The sequence below is a fragment of the Prochlorococcus marinus str. MIT 0912 genome (assembly GCF_027359595.1).
GTDB classification, from domain to species: Bacteria; Cyanobacteriota; Cyanobacteriia; order PCC-6307; family Cyanobiaceae; genus Prochlorococcus_B; species Prochlorococcus_B marinus_C.
Window position 1 is genome coordinate 774,803 of the sequence record NZ_CP114783.1, and the last position, 17,675, is coordinate 792,477.

Annotated in this window: 21 protein-coding genes; 15 read left to right on the top strand and 6 right to left on the bottom strand. The window is 33.2% G+C overall.

What is annotated here, in order from left to right:
- Nucleotides 1–155: 155 nt before the first annotated feature.
- Nucleotides 156–2,495: a class I SAM-dependent methyltransferase gene (locus O5640_RS04775; protein WP_269613527.1), complete on the top strand. Its 2,340-nt coding sequence runs from the start codon at nucleotides 156–158 to the stop codon at nucleotides 2,493–2,495.
- Here the strand turns inward: O5640_RS04775 and O5640_RS04780 are convergent.
- Nucleotides 2,484–2,651, bottom strand: a complete 168-nt coding sequence (locus O5640_RS04780) for a hypothetical protein (protein WP_269613529.1) — start codon at nucleotides 2,649–2,651, stop codon at nucleotides 2,484–2,486. The two genes, O5640_RS04775 and O5640_RS04780, sit on opposite strands and share 12 nt — an antisense overlap.
- 455 nt (nucleotides 2,652–3,106) lie before the next feature.
- Between O5640_RS04780 and O5640_RS04785 the strand changes: the two genes are divergently transcribed.
- Nucleotides 3,107–3,379, top strand: coding sequence for a SemiSWEET transporter (locus O5640_RS04785; RefSeq protein ID WP_269613531.1), 273 nt, complete (start codon nucleotides 3,107–3,109; stop codon nucleotides 3,377–3,379).
- Between the two features lie 83 nt (nucleotides 3,380–3,462).
- Nucleotides 3,463–3,624: a hypothetical protein gene (locus O5640_RS04790; protein ID WP_269613533.1), complete on the top strand. Its 162-nt coding sequence runs from the start codon at nucleotides 3,463–3,465 to the stop codon at nucleotides 3,622–3,624.
- A gap of 67 nt (nucleotides 3,625–3,691) precedes the next feature.
- Here the strand turns inward: O5640_RS04790 and O5640_RS04795 are convergent, their stop codons facing one another.
- The gene (locus O5640_RS04795; protein WP_269613535.1) at nucleotides 3,692–4,120 is read right to left on the bottom strand and encodes a hypothetical protein; all 429 of its coding nucleotides are present in this window, start codon (nucleotides 4,118–4,120) and stop codon (nucleotides 3,692–3,694) included.
- A gap of 185 nt (nucleotides 4,121–4,305) precedes the next feature.
- A complete protein-coding gene (gene psbF / locus O5640_RS04800) occupies nucleotides 4,306–4,599 on the bottom strand; it encodes a cytochrome b559 subunit beta, long form (protein WP_269606448.1) in 294 nt (97 codons plus the stop codon).
- Nucleotides 4,600–4,794: 195 nt separating this feature from the next.
- On the opposite strand from psbF, the gene O5640_RS04805 reads away from it, so the two are divergent.
- From O5640_RS04805 to O5640_RS04815, 3 genes are all read left to right on the top strand, one after another.
- Nucleotides 4,795–5,229, top strand: a complete 435-nt coding sequence (locus O5640_RS04805; protein ID WP_269613536.1) for a hypothetical protein — start codon at nucleotides 4,795–4,797, stop codon at nucleotides 5,227–5,229.
- Between the two features lie 460 nt (nucleotides 5,230–5,689).
- Entirely contained in the window at nucleotides 5,690–6,205 is a 516-nt protein-coding gene (gene fldA / locus O5640_RS04810; RefSeq protein WP_269613538.1) for a flavodoxin FldA, read from the top strand.
- A 185-nt stretch (nucleotides 6,206–6,390) separates the two neighbouring features.
- Nucleotides 6,391–6,627 (top strand): CopG family transcriptional regulator, encoded by a 237-nt coding sequence (locus O5640_RS04815; protein WP_269613539.1) that lies wholly within the window; start codon nucleotides 6,391–6,393, stop codon nucleotides 6,625–6,627.
- A 17-nt stretch (nucleotides 6,628–6,644) separates the two neighbouring features.
- On the opposite strand, the gene O5640_RS04820 is transcribed toward O5640_RS04815, so the two are convergent.
- Genes O5640_RS04820 through O5640_RS04830 form a run of 3 tightly spaced genes read right to left on the bottom strand, consistent with a single transcriptional unit; the run spans nucleotide 6,645 to nucleotide 10,549 of the window.
- Nucleotides 6,645–8,483, bottom strand: a complete 1,839-nt coding sequence (locus O5640_RS04820) for an ArnT family glycosyltransferase (RefSeq protein ID WP_269613540.1) — start codon at nucleotides 8,481–8,483, stop codon at nucleotides 6,645–6,647.
- Nucleotides 8,484–9,593 (bottom strand): glycosyltransferase family 4 protein, encoded by a 1,110-nt coding sequence (locus tag O5640_RS04825; protein WP_269613541.1) that lies wholly within the window; start codon nucleotides 9,591–9,593, stop codon nucleotides 8,484–8,486.
- Between the two features lie 5 nt (nucleotides 9,594–9,598).
- A complete protein-coding gene (locus O5640_RS04830) occupies nucleotides 9,599–10,549 on the bottom strand; it encodes a DMT family transporter (protein WP_269613797.1) in 951 nt (316 codons plus the stop codon).
- 53 nt (nucleotides 10,550–10,602) lie between these two features.
- Between O5640_RS04830 and sppA the strand changes: the two genes are divergently transcribed.
- The 9 genes from sppA (at nucleotide 10,603) to serS (ending at nucleotide 17,657) form a co-directional block, all read left to right on the top strand.
- The gene (sppA, locus tag O5640_RS04835; protein ID WP_269613542.1) at nucleotides 10,603–11,412 is read left to right on the top strand and encodes a signal peptide peptidase SppA; all 810 of its coding nucleotides are present in this window, start codon (nucleotides 10,603–10,605) and stop codon (nucleotides 11,410–11,412) included.
- On the top strand, nucleotides 11,409–11,786 hold the full coding sequence (aroH, locus tag O5640_RS04840) for a chorismate mutase (RefSeq protein WP_269613544.1): 378 nt from the start codon (nucleotides 11,409–11,411) through the stop codon (nucleotides 11,784–11,786). The genes sppA and aroH overlap by 4 nt, the downstream gene beginning before the upstream one ends.
- 96 nt (nucleotides 11,787–11,882) lie before the next feature.
- The gene (locus O5640_RS04845; RefSeq protein ID WP_269613545.1) at nucleotides 11,883–12,458 is read left to right on the top strand and encodes a DUF2808 domain-containing protein; all 576 of its coding nucleotides are present in this window, start codon (nucleotides 11,883–11,885) and stop codon (nucleotides 12,456–12,458) included.
- 49 nt (nucleotides 12,459–12,507) lie between these two features.
- On the top strand, nucleotides 12,508–12,645 hold the full coding sequence (rpmH, locus tag O5640_RS04850) for a 50S ribosomal protein L34 (RefSeq protein WP_269606465.1): 138 nt from the start codon (nucleotides 12,508–12,510) through the stop codon (nucleotides 12,643–12,645).
- Nucleotides 12,646–12,692: 47 nt separating this feature from the next.
- Nucleotides 12,693–13,079: a ribonuclease P protein component gene (rnpA, locus tag O5640_RS04855; protein WP_269613546.1), complete on the top strand. Its 387-nt coding sequence runs from the start codon at nucleotides 12,693–12,695 to the stop codon at nucleotides 13,077–13,079.
- Nucleotides 13,076–13,486: a PH domain-containing protein gene (locus O5640_RS04860; protein WP_269613547.1), complete on the top strand. Its 411-nt coding sequence runs from the start codon at nucleotides 13,076–13,078 to the stop codon at nucleotides 13,484–13,486. Before rnpA ends, O5640_RS04860 begins: the two co-directional genes overlap by 4 nt.
- Before the next feature lie 84 nt (nucleotides 13,487–13,570).
- Nucleotides 13,571–14,719, top strand: a complete 1,149-nt coding sequence (gene yidC / locus O5640_RS04865) for a membrane protein insertase YidC (protein ID WP_269613549.1) — start codon at nucleotides 13,571–13,573, stop codon at nucleotides 14,717–14,719.
- A gap of 55 nt (nucleotides 14,720–14,774) precedes the next feature.
- Nucleotides 14,775–16,253 (top strand): AAA family ATPase, encoded by a 1,479-nt coding sequence (locus tag O5640_RS04870; protein ID WP_269613550.1) that lies wholly within the window; start codon nucleotides 14,775–14,777, stop codon nucleotides 16,251–16,253.
- A 123-nt stretch (nucleotides 16,254–16,376) separates the two neighbouring features.
- Nucleotides 16,377–17,657, top strand: a complete 1,281-nt coding sequence (gene serS, locus O5640_RS04875) for a serine--tRNA ligase (protein WP_269613551.1) — start codon at nucleotides 16,377–16,379, stop codon at nucleotides 17,655–17,657.
- Nucleotides 17,658–17,675 lie beyond the last annotated feature (18 nt).

Here is a 17,675-nt window from a genome sequence, read left to right on the forward strand (position 1 = left end):
GCTTATTGGAGGTAATAAGAGTTAATAAAAGTGTATTAACTCCATAATCTATAAATAAATTGCTATTAACTACAGTTTGGAAACTATAGAATTATTAAGCTAAAATAATTAGATTATTGACTTTTTGTATAATAATATTAATTAAGTAAAAATCATTGAGTGGTTTCGGGGAAAAGAAAAAAGAGAATAAAGGCTCTTCTAAAAAACTCCAAAAGCTTTCAGAAAAGGATCTGAAAGCAAAATCGATCAATAATCATATTAAAGGGAATTTAGATGAAGCAGAAAAAGGGTATATAGCTTTTTTAAAAAATGGTTATTCTGATGCAGATATAATTTCAAATTATGCACTCATATGTGAAGAAAAAGAAGAAAATGACAAAGCAATAAAATTATACGAAAAATGTGCTAAAAATTTTCCAAATCATATTTACTCAAGATTAAATTTATCTTTTTTATATTATAAGTTAAATCATTTAGAAAAAGCAGAAATAATAATTGAAGAAGCAATTAAATTAAAGCCAAGCCTGCCAAATGGGCATTGTATTAGAGGATTGATTTTAAAAAGTTTAGATAAATATGATGAGTCAAAATTATCACTTGAGAAAGCAATCGAACTGGATAAAAATTACTTTGATGCTTATATCAATCTAGGGTTATTAAACAAAGATTCTAATAAATATAATGAAGCAGAAGAATATTATTTAAAAGCCTTAGAAATAGATAATAAATCTGCTATCGCTCATTTAAATCTAGGCGCATGCTACAAAGAGAAACAAGATCTTGAAAAAGCAATTTTGCATACAAAGATAGCAATAGAGTTAGATAGTAAATTAGAAAACTGTTATTTGAATCTAGCTACAATATACAACCAAATTGGTGATTATAAAAAATCACTAATACTTACAAAAAAAGAGCTTTTATTATATAAGAATAGCGAGTTAAGTTATCAACTTATAAGTGAATTAATCAAAAAAGGTGAATTATTAAACATATCAGAGAAAGATAATAGAGAATTACTTAAAAATTTATTAAATAGAAAAGATATATCTCATCGAGAAATATTTGGGAATATAAACAGCCTTATCTCCAAAGAGATATTAGAAGAATTATCTATTTTAGAATCGAAGTTGTATGAGAATAATAAATTTAATATTTTAATTAAGGATAAGGAATTAGTAAAAGCACTTTCTTTACTAATATTTTGCTCTCCATTATGGGAAAAGGTTTTAGGAAATATACGCAAGAATATTCTATTAAACTATTCAGACAAAGATAAAATAAGTAATAGTATTTTTAACTTTATAATAGGGCTTGGATCACAATGCTTCTTAAATGAGTATGTCTATTACATATCTACCGAAGAAAATGATAAACTAAAAGAACTTAAAAAGACAATCAATATTAATAAAAATAGAGAATATAAATTAGCAATAATCTCTTGCTACCAATCTCTATCTTCAATAAATGATAAAATAATTAATTTAAATACTTATAGATCAAATAACAAAGAATTTAACCATCTGCTTAATTTACAAATTAAAGAGTTAAATGATGAAAAAAAGATTTCAAAAGGGATTAAAAAGATAGGTGATATAAAAGATTTTATATCTAAGGAGGTGAAAGTTCAGTATGAATTAAACCCATATCCTAGATGGAGATATAATTCATATGCTAAAGAAAACAAATTAAACTTTTTATCAGTTATTAATTCTGAGATTTATCCAAATACAATTAAATCTATTTCAGATGAATTAAATAATAAAAAAACAAATATACTTATAGCTGGTTGTGGTACGGGGATTCAAATACTTGAAGCATCTCGATATAGTAATTGTGAAATAACAGCAATCGATTTAAGTAATTCAAGTATCTCCTATGCAAAGAGAAAGGTCGACGAATATGGATTGAAGAATGTAGATTTTATAGAAATGGATTTACTTGAATTGACAGCACTACATAAAAGATTTGATTTAATAGAATGCTCTGGTGTTCTACATCATATGAATGATCCAACGAAGGGATTATCAAATCTATTTAATGTATTAAAACCAAAAGGTTTTTTAAAGTTAGGTTTGTATAGCAAGTATGCAAGAGAAGAAATACTAAAAGCGAGAGAACTAATCAAAGAAAAAGATATTAAACCAAGCCTTGCTGGAATAAGAAGCTTCCGAAATGATCTTCTTAATGGAAAAATAAAACAGTTTAATGAAATAATTAATTGGTCAGATTTCTACTCAACCTCAATGTGTAGAGATCTCTGCTTTCATAGTCACGAAAATTGTTACTCACTAATTGAAATTAAAAATATGTTAAAGGTATCCAACCTGGAATTCCTAGGTTTTACTCTTTCCAAAGATATAAAAGATAAATATCAGAAAGATAATAAAGACAAAAACTCTTTAAAAGATTTAGAATTATGGGATAAATTTGAAAAATTAAATCCTAATTCTTTTAGGGAGATGTATCAATTCTGGGTTAGAAAATCAATTAAATAGTTGTTCTTCCAAGCCTGGAATAAACATTTTACATAGGGAGAAAATAAATAATATTGCTAAAATATTACCTAGCATTGCTATTGCAAAGCGAATTCTTAGATCCTTAGCAAATGGTAGTAGGTTTTCCCAAAGTTGTAATAATGGTCCGCCTGCCATTGGATATTAATGTTTAATTACTAATAGCTTACAGTGGGACTACCTTATTGGCCACAAAAAAACCAAGATTTAAAGTAAAAAGATTCTATTATTATCTTCTACTTCAATTTCCTTGTCATAACAAACAGAAGTATCAACCCAATCAATATTAGGGCTAAAGGGTAAAAGAGTGTAAATAATATATCTGTTAATTTTTCTGGTCTATTCACAATAAATAAACCCACTAAAAAGATTATTATTGGCAAAAGAATAAGTGATTTTATTAATAGGCCTTCATTCCATTCTTTAATTTCATTATCTTCATCTAATAAAGTTTCCAATTCATCCTTTAAAAGATCATAAATAAGATTAGACTGATCATTCATAATTTTTTTATTCTAAACCTACTCATGTAAAATAATTCTAAATGATGATTTATTTATTATCAAAATTATTTGATCAATTACTAAAGAAAAATGAATCATTTAAATTATATAGATTTATTTGGATTTTTAGCTGCTTTACTTACTACTATTGCCTTTTTGCCTCAGTTATATAAAACATGGCAAACGAAATCGGCAGATGATGTTTCGTTAGTTATGTTAATTCTTTTCATAACAGGTCTTTTTTGTTGGATTATTTACGGCTTAAAGATCAATTCCATTCCTATTTTAGTTGCCAATATAATCACCTTTATTTTTAATTTTTCTATATTAGTTTTAAAAATTTCATATATAAAAAACAAATAAGAAAAAGATTCTTTTATATATATTAAATTATTTTTCTTGTGTTCATATAGAAGCTATAGTTATTAAAGAATTGAACAAATTTAATGCCTGTAGAAGAACTGCAACTGATTGGAAAATCTTTAGCTTTGCACCCTCCTGTAATGATAATTACTCTTGGCTTATTTATGTATATTAGAGGTAAAGCTATTGCAAGCAGCAACCCAACAAAAAAAGTTACTCCTTTTTTCCCTTTTAGAAACGTTTGAAAATATTAAGATAAAAAAAACTATCTCTATTGTTAAATAAAGATAGTTTTTTTTTTTAATTTAAATCTCAACCAAAAGGATTAGATCCCTTAAGAGGTCCTACGAAAAGGAATTCAATAACAGTTCCTAATATTGCCATAGGAAAAACCCATATAGACATAAATCTTAGTCCCATGAACTTCATTCCACCTTCACCGGCAAAAGCATCTTTGGTCATTGTATAAACAGTCTCTGTATCAGTTACCTCATACGAATCATTAAGACCTGATTCATAAGGTTTAACAAAATCCATCCTATTGAATAAATTTCTAATTTTATTAATAGCGACTATTGGCCAAACCCATAAAAAAAAGATACGAGATCCCAATCTATTAGCATCAGATTGTGGATTTCCTAAATCCTGATTAGTGCTGTCTTTTGGAAATGAATCTTCAATTATCGAAGCTATTGCTTCTTGATCAGTTGTGTAATCAACTACAGTATTTGCTGAATCCATCAAGAACTGAAATTTTGAATAATTATAAGATTAATTCCTTATTTTTGTATTGAAGAAATAATTTAATATTTATTGGTAACAAATATCCAAAAATCGAAAAACAATAAAAAAAGACCTAAATTTATTTAGGTCTTTTTAAGCTTTCAATTTTAAAAAAAAAGTTTAACCGTATAACAATTTACTTGTTAAGCGTTTATTACACCGCGGCGAATAAATTGCATTGCAAAAATTGCACCAAGGAAAAATACAGTTGGGATACCCAATGCATTGACGGCCAAAGTTCTAACAGTGAAAACTGGGTAGCCACCTGCTGGTCTTCCTTTATCAGCAACAATTGCAGTATCTTCCCAAACTTGTTCATTTTTAATAGTTGGGCCATTATCCCAGACAAATACTCCCCACCTACGCAACCAATAATCAGCAAAGGCAAGAGTAAAAATAACTGGAGAAAGAACCAGTAATAATTTAAGTGTGTTCATCCATCTAGGATATTTATGTGACAAATCCTGGCATATGAGAGCCAAAAAGGCTGATCAAGAACAAGACCCTAAGGATTCTGTAACAAATTAATCCAATTTCAGAAGCTTTAAAGACTCCTTTATGCCTCTAGCTTTACTTCTGATAAGGTAGTTTTATTGCCTTTTGGCAGGCCTATAAATTATTGGTTTTTATTTATGGAATTTGGTTTTAAAGAAATTCTTTTTGGACTTGCTGGGGTCAGCATGATTGCTTGGGCCGGAGTTATTGGTCTATGGCATACCTATATGTTTCCAACATTTTTCAAAGAAGATTCCAGTCGAATTAATAGTGCATCTCCAGTAGGTTCTTCTCAGTCAGAAACTAATGCAAATGGCTCGAATAAACCATGGTTCATTGATGATGAAGGTGGAACACTCACTCCTAATTCAGCACTTGGTGCTATCGGTCTTAGTGATAGAGGAAAATACAGCAAAAAATCTTTTGTAGTTGCTGATTTCAACCCTGTTGAAGCTGGTTATGGGGTAAATAGGCTTTACACATCTATTTTGATTGGTTTAGCTATAAGCACATTTGTAATAATTTCCTTTGGACTTCAAAGTGGATTTGGAATGATGGGACCAAACTTATAAATAGATTCAATTTGAAACTAAGAAATAAACAACAATCAAAATAATTTAAACCAATTCAAACCTTCCTAAAGTCAAACTCTATATTTTTGGGTTTGACTTTTTTAGTGACCTGAAATTTCTTGACCACAAATGTTTTCAGATAAAGATCTTTTGTAAATAAGACTTTGTGTAATTTTTGAATATTTTGAATCTATTTGATTAAGAATATCTAGTTTTTTATTTTTTTTCTTAAAAATTTTCAATCATTTTCTCTTCAAACCCTTTGAATCACTTGGTTCAAGAATGAAGATGATCATGAAAAGCAAAATGGAAAATGAGTTTCCTGATAAATAGGCAAACAATTCTTGACTTTTTCATGTATCAAAAATCAATATTCAATGGAAAAGAAAATTTAAAAAAAACCAAATTCACTCTAAATGTGCAAAGCTGCTTTAAAATATTCTTGATTTTAAATTGCTCCATGACTGTAGGAATCTACTTCGCTACAACAACAGGTAAAACCGAAGATATAGCGGAAAGGCTGCACGGCTTACTTGACTCTGCTGAAGCTCCTAAGGATATTTCAGACGTCGATGACCTTAGTGAACTAGCCGGACATGATGGGGTTATTTGTGGAATCCCTACTTGGAATACTGGTGCAGACTCTGAGAGATCAGGAACTGCTTGGGACTCAATCCTTGAAGACATTGGAGAACTAAGTCTCAGTGGCAAGAAAGTTGCGATTTTTGGTTTAGGTGATTCTTCTACTTACACGGAAAACTATTGCGATGCAATGGAAGAGCTTCATAGGTACTTCAAGCAAGCAGGTGCTTCAATGGTTGGTTACACTTCTAAGGGTGATTACACCTTTGATGAGTCAAAAAGTGTTGTTGGAGAAGAATTCTGCGGATTACCTCTTGACGAAGACAGTGAATCAGACATGACTGATGAAAGGCTTGCAGGATGGGCTGAGAAGCTAAAAGGCGAGATGTTTTAAGCCTTAAACAAAAACTACTTAAAGATCTTCCTAAGTACTTACTTAGGAAGATCTTTTTTTGTCGATTTTTGATGAGAGTAAAAATTCCAAAAAAATAAATTATAAATATCCCCCAAAAACGTCATTTTCTGAAGATATTTAAGAAACCAACCCAAACGGCTCGACGGCATCTTAATGTTTTCTTTATGAACTCAAATAATTCTTCTGGCCAAAACGTTTCCATAAACGTAAATCTCTCTTTAAAAGATGAGACTTTGCGTATATTGATAGAGATGGCAACTGATATGGGATCAAGTCTTGAAGAAGTAATAAGCTCAATCACTGAAGACTCCGTAATTGATTTAGAGAGACTTCAGGATGATCTTGGCATTGTTATTATTCCTGAAAAATGTAGCAAACAAGATTTAATAAATTCTATTTAATAGATTTTTGAAGTTTTTTAAAACCTCTCGGGTCTAGGATTTTTCCAATTAGTAATAACACCCTCCATTTTCAAAGATTTAGCGCGTCTTTCAAGAGCTTCTCTTTTAAGTCTCCAAATGCTATAAACACCAAAAGACCCTAAGACTTTTGGATTAAGCCCTTGCCAATAATATTTTGCCACTGATCTTTTATCAATAAGTAAAAGAGCAGTTTCTGATCCATTTGATCCATATATTGGTCTTCCTTTCCAACCTCTTCGATTTTCATTTTTAAGTCGATCCGAAACATTTAAGAAAGCATTTTTAGATCGACCTTCAAAAACGATGACCTGATTTGTATAAAAATGAATTGAGGGTTTCATAGCTCCTACCATTACTAAAGGCTCATTTTTGTTTTGAGAATTTAAAAGTAATTCTGAAGCTTGCCTTAAGGGGAGTTGTCTTAACCTATCTGCTAAATCAAAAGTTGGTAATACAACCAAAAAATTGGCTACAACTATAGGGATTTGTAAAATCAATAGTTTTCCATATATTTTTCTTGAAAAAAATATGATTCCTAGAAAAGCAATTAAAAGGAAAATAAATCCAGCTTTTTCAACTAAAAAGCTATTGGATAATTCTTCTTTGAAATTGGGAATCTCAGGATCATTAATAAGCAGAATCCATCTTTTTGAAGAAAAAAGAAATATGGAAAATATTAATGATAAAAATATTGTAAATTTCCAAGCCAAAGTTTTTAAAAACTCCTCTGTAATATTATTCGTTAAGGAAAGTGATATTAAAACCGATGCTGCAGGAGTAGCAGGAAGCCAATAGCTTGGAAGCTTTGTAGCTGAAATTGTAAAGAAGATAAATACAGCGATTAACCAAAAAAATGAAAACTCAAATAAAGACTTCTCTGGTTTTTTAATAAGCCTTCTAGACCAATTAGATATATTGCATACATTCCTCCAAATACTTATCAATAAAAATGGCGTAAAAGGTATAGAAGCTATGCATAATACTATTAAAAAAAACCACCAAGGTTCCCCGTGAGAATTTACTACTGAGGTAAATCTTTGAAGATTATGGTAACCAAAAAAACTATCTAAGAATGGTTTTCCCTCTATTAATAATTCAATTAAGTACCAAGGAAAACTAATAATAAAAACAATAAAAAGTCCTGGAATTACCCTCAAAATTTTTAAAATTCCAAGAAAATTATTTTGAAATAAGGCAAAAAATAAAATTATTAATCCTGATAAAACCAAGGCGACAGGACCTTTCGTTAAAACTGCTAATGATAAAAAGATCCAAGACAACCACCAAACTTCTCCTTCTGGATTAGCAAATCTTCTCCATTTGAAAAGCAAGCTAATTCCAAGAGTGCTGCAAAGGAGTGCATCACTCACAGCAATTCTTCCCCAAATTATTACTAAAGGCGATAACGCAAATACTAGAGAAGTAACGACTGCTGTTCTTCTATTGAAATTGTTTTCTTCTTGGGGGTATTTCATCATTGTGTCCCCTAAAACAATCATCAAAAAAATTGTTGATAAAGCAGAAGGGAGTCTGGCAGCCCAGGTCCCTAAAGGATCCCAAGAAGTATTCCCTGGGATCGAAAATCCCATCCCCATCAACCAATAAACCAAAGGAGGCTTATCAAATCGAGGTAACCCATTTACTTGAGGAGTGAACCAATTGCCCGTTTCTGCCATAGCTCTACTGGCTGCTGCAAACAATGGTGGTGTTTCATCAACCAAACCTGTTGAGCCTAATTGCCAAACAAAAATTATTAATCCAAAAAACAAAATACAAAGAAGACCTCGTCTTCTTTGTTTTAAAGTTGGGGAAAAAGAGTTTGTTAAACTTTTCAACTAATCTTGTACGTCTGCAGAGATTTTTTTATTTAAGCCTTTATTAAGCCAATTCTCCACTCGTTTTGCAAAAACTTTGTTAGTGGCTTTTTTTTCAAACCAATCTCTACAGTTTTTTCTTTTGATTTCTGAGATTAATTTTGTTGCTTTTATCAATCCTTCAATATCATTGGGCCTAACCAAAAAACCATTGAAACCATCTTCAATCAATTCCCCAGGTCCTCCCAGATCATATGCAATTACGGGAACACCACAAGCCATCGCTTCAACAATAACGTTACCGTAAGCTTCATTCCATTTAGGAGTATTTATCAACGCTCTACATCTTCCTAATTCCTCCTGAAATTTATTCGTTGGAAGAAATCCTCTCCAGTCAATAATTTCTATTTCGAAAGTATTTTCAATTTTTGATGCATATTCTTTATCTTCAATAAGTCCCCAAACTAATAATTTTTCACTTAAGTGATTCGCAACTTTTACTGCATCTTCTAAACCTTTTTCTGGCGCAATTCTTCCAGCCCAACCTAATGGTCCATTCATATTTTCATTGAATAAATAATTTTCCTTATCAAATCCATTGCCAACAATAATTGGATCATTTTTTAATAAATAGTCTTTAGATTGTCGTTTCGTATGAAAAGCTAACTGAGAAGGAAAAAGTTGACTTATTTCACTGATTATTTCTTTCATTATTAGTGATTCAGAACCCATGCTAATTAAATGAAATATTTTAGTTGATTGAGTTTTTGTCAACCATAAAGGAAGCCAATCATATGAAAAGTTAATAACTGCATCAAATTGATTAGATATATCTAAAACCTCTTCCCATAACCTTGGTAAAACTGAATTAGATGGAATTACAACTGGATCTGTTTTCTTCTGATGTTGCCAACTAGGTTGATCAATTCCATCGATTAATCTTATTTTAAGTAATTCACTTTCAAAAGGTAATTTGGATCCTTTTGGTGCAATTAAAGTAATTTTATGGCCTAATAAAATTAATCCTTTAATCAGAGAAATAATAGTAAGTTCAACTCCTCCACCTTTGCCACTTCCCAAATAACCTATAGGTGTACTTACTAGAATAAGTTTTAATTGATTATTTATCACTTAAGTTAAGCCTCTTTTATTTGTTCATTAATGTTTTTATCCCCCCAGAATCTTCTCCTCTGACTTACAAATAGTACGGAAATTAAAACCAAAACCACTCCAATCCACTGGAGAAGGAAAAGTCTCTCGCCTAACCAAATCCCTCCGGTAATCAAGGCAAATACAGGAGTTAAAAAGGCAAGGGTACTAAAGCTTGTTAATTCTTTTCGGCTTGCAAACCAAAAAAACAATCCATAGGCAAGTGCGCTACCAAACAAACTTGAATAAGACATCAAAGTCCATTCAAAAACAGACCAATCTGGAACTAACGGCCAATTCTTATCGAACACATGCCAGAAGAGAAGAGGAACACTTCCCAAAACCATATGCCATCCAGTTACAGCAACAGGATCACTGTTTCTACAAGCAAATCGAATCAACACCGTTCCTAAAGCCATCGAGGTAGCTGCGCATATCATCCACACTTCTCCATGACTTAAAAAATTACTTCCTGATTCAAATTTGCCAAGCAAAAACCAATTCCCTAGCAACTCTGTAGGGACTCCAAGACAAATTATGCCAACCAAGCCAAGCACCAATCCAATCCATCCAATTGGATTTATTGCATCGCCAAAGAGAATTCTTGCTAATAAAGCAACCATCAAAGGTTGTGAATCAATAAGAACAGAACCCAAGCCTGCACCAGTTTCCATTAAACCTTTAGCTAGAAAAATCTGAAAAAGGGTTGCATCAATCAAAGTAAATACTAAAAACCACACCAAATCATCTTTTGAAATATTCCAACTCCTCTTCAAGAAAGGTACCGAAGCCAATACAACTAGGCCTGCAGGCAAAAGCCTTAGTGAGGCAACTATCTCAGGTCCCGCAGCATTGACCAAAGGTGCCATCGCCGCCATTGAGGTTCCCCAAAGAGCGAACGGCAAAATCATCAAAAACCAATTCCAAATGACAAACATAAGGTCAGAAAGCAATCTCCTTTTTAAGATCAATAAAGTTATGCATGATTTGAATGATTTGGCCCTTGAGACGCAAATCCAAAAAGAGGATGGCACGAATCTGTATTGAAGGTCCTATCAATTCAGAAACTCGAAAAAATGTTCTAAAAGCATTAAAGCAAATCGAGGAAAGAGAGTTCCCAGCCTTGCTACTTCGCATTGATAGTCCTGGTGGAACAGTTGGTGATAGCCAAGAAATCCATAGTGCCCTCTTGAGACTAAGAGAAAAAGGTTGTCATGTTGTAGCTAGTTTTGGCAATATCTCAGCCTCTGGAGGGGTCTATATAGGAGTAGGTGCTGAAAAAATTGTTGCCAACCCTGGAACAATAACAGGCTCTATTGGTGTCATTTTAAGAGGGAACAACCTATCCAAATTATTAGAAAAGGTTGGTATTAAATTTGAAACTGTAAAAAGTGGAATTTATAAAGACATCCTTTCACCTGATCGCCCATTATCAGCTGAAGAGAGAGAACTACTTCAATCCCTTATTGATAGCAGTTATGAACAATTTGTTTTAGCAGTTTCAAAAGGAAGAAATTTATCACCAGAAGATGTTAAAAGTTTTGCGGATGGAAGAGTTTTCACTGGAGAGCAAGCTAAAGAGTTTGGACTTGTAGATGAAATTGGTGACGAAAATGATGCAAAGTTACTTGCTATTAAAATTGCAAACCTAGATAAAAAAACAAAGCCTATAACCTTTGGTAAAACCAAAAAGAAATTATTAGGTTTTTTACCAGGAGGGAAATTAATCCACAACCTTATAAATTTATTAAATCTTGAGTTGGAAGGAAATGGACAGATACTTTGGCTATTCAAGCCATGAATTTTCAAAATGAATTCACCTGTCTTTGTGCATTGAGAGGAGCAACGACTTGTGAAAACAACTCTGTTGAGTCAATCACTTTGGCAGTTGAGGCATTACTAGTTGAATTAGTTTCAAGAAATAATTTGATCCCAGATCAAATTATTTCTGTTACTTTCTCCGTAACATCAGATTTAGATGCTTGTTTCCCCGCTTCTATTGCCAGAAAAAAAACAGGCTGGGGAAAAGTTGCACTTTTAGATTGCCAGCAAATGTTTGTTAAAGACGACTTATCAAAATGTATTCGCCTCCTTGCTTACGTTTTTTTACCAAACGATCAAATACCCCAAAATCCTTATCTTGGTAAAGCAAAAAATTTGCGTCCTGATCGATAAATTCAGATTTTTTTCCAAAGACCGCTTATATTCATTCAATATCTCAAAAGTACTTGAATATATTCAAGTACTTAAAATTACTTAAAAATTCAAGTTATGTTCAAGAAAAAATTGTTTTCAACCTTCAAGAAAAGTTTTTTTATTGGATTTTCAGCTTTTTTATTTGGAACAGGGGCTTATATTTTAGCTCCAAAAGCTTCAGCATCGCCAGGATTCTTTGAATACCAATGGGATCCTGAGCCAGGATATAAAAGACTTAAATATTATCAATCCTCCTCTAAAAGGAATGAAAGATCGACTTATTACTTCTTCCTAAGGGGGATAGAAAGAAAAGAAGACATTGAAAAATTAACGATTGCAGTCCCTGATTATTTTGAAGCAAAAATCAAAACAAAAAATTTAAGCCTCTGTAAAGTAAAAGTTGGTGGATATACCGCGAGGACTCGATGTTTAAAGAACATTCCTTCTCTAATTAAAGTTAATGATAAACAAACTATTATTGAAATCTACCCAGAAAAAGCCATTCCAAACAACAAGGATAATTACGCTGTAGTAATGAAAGTATTCAATCCCAGAAAAAGAGGTATGTTTCAAATCCAAGCTCTATCTCAAAAAGGTGGTGACATTCCTATCTCAACATATTTAGGAACTTGGAACATAGATGTACAGTGAACTGATAAATTAACCTTTATATCTAACTCCAATACGAGCATAAATAGAAATGACAAAAAGGACCTTTGGAGGAACTAGTAGAAAAAGGAAAAGAGTTTCTGGTTTCAGAGTGAGAATGAGATCTCATACTGGAAGGAGAGTTGTAAGAACCCGTAGAAAACGTGGAAGAGCTCGTTTGACTGTCTAACAAAAGGCTCTCAAATAAAAAGACACTTACACCAAAAGTTTCTTCTAATGGTTTTGCCAAAACACATGCGACTCAAGGGTCATAGATGTTTTGACTTCATCTATAGAGAAGGGGAAAGGTTCTACAGCCCTTCAATGGTTTTAAGAGTTACAAAGGCAAATACAAAACTTCAAGTTAGAGGAATTAACTCAAATTTAAGTCCCTCTATAAAATGTGCCATATCAATTAGCAATAAAGTAAGCAAAAGATCAGTTATAAGGAATAAGCTTCGACGGTTATTCCACCATCATTTGTCATGCAGACTTTCTAAAATAGAATGTGTGGATGAAGTTTGGGCTTTTATCTCCTTGAAACCCTCCTGCATAAAAAACTCCAACAGAGATCTGTTGAAAGAATGTGACAAACTACTCATTAAGGCTGGAATAACAAAATGACAAATAGTCTCAACGAAGACATTTTTTACGAAGGTGGTCCCGCAAGCGGTGATCTAATAATTAATTTAATGGCTGGGATAACACTTATTGGGTTACCTTTTACTTTCGGAGCCTTAGTTAGAGCATTGTGGGTTAGATACAAGATAACTACTCGTAGAATATCTGTTACAGGTGGATGGTTAGGCCGTGATAAGACTCAAGTTGTTTATAGTCAAATTTCTGAGATCAGAGCCATTCCAAGAGGATTAGGATCTTACGGTGATATGGTTTTAGTTCTTAAAGATGGCGCTCGACTTGAGATGAGATCACTTCCAAACTTTCGAGAAACTGAAACTTACATTCTAGAAAAAATAGAAAAATCACCTGCAAATAAACTCGATAAAGAGGTTCAAGGCTTTTCAAACTAATGAGCCCATACAAAAATGTGAGACAAGATCACATCTTCTAAGGCAAACTGGCCTAACAAACTCAAACCTTCTTCCTTAATAACCGTGATCGGGTACATCTCCGACAATCTACTTATCCCGATCCTAGATTTTTTCTACGGATTAGTTCCAAGTTATGGATTAGCCATTGTCGCGTTAACAATCGTTATCCGCTTAGCACTTTTCCCTCTTAGTGCTGGTTCTATCAGAAGCGCGAGAAGAATGAAGATAGCTCAACCTGTAATGCAAAAAAGACAGGCTGAGATCAAAAGCCGCTATGCAAGTAACCCTCAAAAACAACAGGAAGAATTAGGCAAATTAATGGGTGAATTTGGAAGTCCCTTGGCTGGTTGCCTTCCTCTTCTTGTTCAAATGCCTATACTTTTTGCATTATTCGCAACTTTGAGAGGATCACCTTTTGCTGATGTACCTTATCTAGTCAACATAAAAGTTTTACCGTCAGATCAAATAGCTGCTGTTGAACCTAAACCCTTTAAAACGGCCAAGCACTCCATATTTATAACTGAAAAAAATCATTTCCCTGTTATTGCATCTCTTCCAGGTGGCACAAAAATCGGTTCGGGTGATTCAGTAAAAATTAATTTACAAACGATGAGTGGAGATTCATATGTCAACGAATTACAGAAATATGAGAATGGATCAAAATTTTCTCCTTCTTGGAAAGTCACTAAAGGCGAAGAATTTGTAAAAGTATCCTCTGATGGGACTGTGAGTGCTCTTAATCCTGGCGACGCTACTGTTGAAGCAAAGATCCCTGGACTAGCAGCTAAAAGCGGTTTCTTGTTTATAAAAGCATTAGGTAATGTTGGCTTTTATGTAGATGGAGCAATTCATTGGGATATTGCCATTCTAGTAGCAGGTTTCGGACTAACACTTGTGATTTCTCAGGTTCTCTCTGGAAGAGGAATGCCTGTAAACAAGCAACAATCAACTGCAAATAAAATCACACCGGTAATGATTACTGGAATGTTTTTATTCTTCCCTTTGCCTGCTGGTGTTTTGCTATACATGGTCATAGCAAATATTTTTCAAGGGTTACAAACATTTCTGCTTAGCAGAGAATCTCTACCAGACAATTTACAAAAGATACTTGACGATCAACTTAAACAGCAAGATAAACCTGCTGTTTCTGTCACTTCAGAGTTAATCTCTGATTCCGACAGATTACCCTTTGAACCAAAAAGCAATAAATAATTTTGGAACAACTTATTATGTGAATTCAGACTTATCCAGATCAAATCTATAACTGATGTCTAATTGGGACGAACAACTTGATTTACTAATTCGAGCAAGAACTCCAATTATTTGGATAAGAAGTAATGAAGAAGAAAGAGTTGAAACCCTTTTAAGAAATTCTACAAAAAGGCTTTCTCCAAGAAGACTTGCAACTTGGGATTACATAGAAGGAATTAGTAATATTCTAAATTCCAATAATATTGGTTCTAGACAACCAATGGCAGTACTTGAATGGCTCAAAAAACTGGATGAAAGTTCTCCAACCATCCTTTTGTTAAAAGATTTCCATCATTTCTGTGAAGATCCCGGAATTCTAAGAATGCTAAAAAATTTAACCATAAATCTTCGTTCAAAGCCTCATTCAATAATTATTAGTTCTGGGTTATGGAGCCCATCAAATGATTTAGAAGAAGACCTAACGATTCTTGATCTACCACTACCAAAGGAACATGAAATCAAGACACTTTTATCAAATATTTCTGACGCTAGTAATTCTCAATTAGACGAAATCGTTTTAAAGGAACTTACAAATGCATGCGGGGGGTTAAGTGAAGCCAGGATCCGTAAAGTAGCCGCTAGGGCTCTTGCCCAAAGAGGTCAAATTGGCAGAGAAGATTTAATAGAAGTACTTGAAGAGAAACGCCAATCTATTGCTCGTAGCGAAGTACTGGAATATTGCAAAACAAATAAATCTCCAAATGATGTTGGTGGTTTACAAATATTGAAAGATTGGTTGAACCAAAGGAAACAAGCCTTCTCCGAAGAAGCAAAAGATTTTGGATTGCCTTTACCTAAAGGGGTTTTACTTGTAGGCCCTCAAGGTACAGGAAAAACTCTGGTAGCGAAAGCAATAGCAAATAGTTGGTCTATGCCCTTACTAAGACTTGATGTAGGGAGATTATTTGCAGGCTTAGTCGGAGCCAGTGAAGCACGGACAAGAGAAACCATTCAGAGAGCTGAAGCTATGGCCCCTTGCATATTGTGGATTGACGAAATTGACAAAGCTTTTGGTGGAGATGGTAGAAGTGACGGAGGAACGAGTCAAAGAGTACTTGCAAATATTCTTACTTGGATGTCAGAGAAAACTTCTTCTGTTTTTCTTGTGGCAACTGCAAATGGAATAGATAAACTTCCTGCTGAGCTAATGAGGAAAGGAAGATTTGATGAAATTTTCATGTTGGAATTACCCTCTAGAAACGAAAGACATACCATTCTTGAACTACATATTCAAAAACGAAGACCTAATTTAAATATTGATTTAAATGCTGCTGTCGATAGAACAGAGGGATTTTCTGGTGCCGAATTAGAACAATCTGTTATTGAGGCAATGTACTTTGCATTTGCAGAGGGAAGAGAACTTGTTGAAGGTGATTTAATTCTCGCTACAAGTCAACTAGTGCCCTTATCTAGAACAGCAAGAGAACAACTTGAATCTTTAAGAGAATGGGCATCTAGCGGAAGAGCAAGATCTTCTTCTCCAAAACTTTTTTAGAATTTTTCTGTTGTTTTTATTTAATTTAATCAAAAAAGCCCTTTATTTAGTTGAGTTTAACTAGCGTGATTTTTTTTAGGAACAATTAACGATTAGGCTAAAATGACTTTTAAAATTTAGATAGTGATAGACCAGAGACTATTAAGAGAAAATCCTAATTTAATTTCAGAAGGGCTTAAATCAAGAGGAATGGATGTTGATCTAGCACCTCTTCAAAAATTCTGCAAAGATCTTAAAGAGCTTGAAGAGAAAAGAAGTTCTTTACAAGCTCAGGGGAATTCCATTGGGAAAGAGGTTGGTCAAAAGATAAAACAAGGTCTTTCTCAAGATTCTGAAGAGATTTCAAATCTTAGAATTAAGGGAAATCAAATCAAAAAACAAGTTGGAATTATTGAAGAGGAAGAAAAATCGATTTCAAATAAATTAAATGAACAAATCCTTTGCTTACCAAACCTTCCTGCAAAGAATTCTCTTAAAGGAAACAGCGAGAAAGATAATAAGGAAATAAGAAGATGGGGAGAACCAATTTCAGAAAATAATTCAAAAGAACATTGGGAAATTGCTAATCAATTAAACCTTTGGGATAGTGAAAGATCTTCGGTAATAGCAAAAAGTCGATTTGTAACCCTTTTCAAACAAGCAGCAAAACTTGAGAGATCTCTTATAAATTTCATGCTTGATTTACATGTCAAAAAAGGATATATAGAAGTTCTTCCTCCAGCTCTTGTAAACAAAGCTAGTCTTACTGGGTCTGGACAGTTACCCAAATTTGCTGAGGAAAGTTTTCGATGTGCTGATGATGATTTATGGCTGACTCCAACTGCTGAAGTTCCAATAACATCTCTCCATCGTGGCGAGATCATCTCGAAAGATTTGCTGCCATTAAGATATGTGGCTTATAGTCCATGTTTCAGAAGAGAAGCTGGTAGTTACGGTAGGGATACGAGAGGTCTAATCAGACTTCATCAATTCAATAAAGTAGAACTATATTGGTTTTCTATTCCGGAAAAATCTGAAGAAGCTTTAGAGCAAATAACATCTGATGCAGAATCTGTTTTACAAGCGCTTGAACTACCTTACCGAGTAGTTGAGCTTTGCACGGGAGACTTAGGTTTCTCAGCAAAAAAAACTTATGATTTGGAGGTCTGGCTTCCAGGTGCAAATACTTTTAGAGAAATATCAAGTTGTAGTAATTGTGGAGATTTTCAAGCTAGACGTTCCTCAATACGAACAAAAGATAACAATAAAAAAAATATACTTTTGCATACTTTAAATGGAAGTGGATTGGCGATAGGGCGCACTATGGCTGCGATTTTGGAAAATGGTCAACAATCTGATGGAAGTATCAATTTACCAAAAGCCTTAATACCTTACTTCGGTTCGAACAAATTACAGCCAGAATAACTCAATCAAAATCTAATT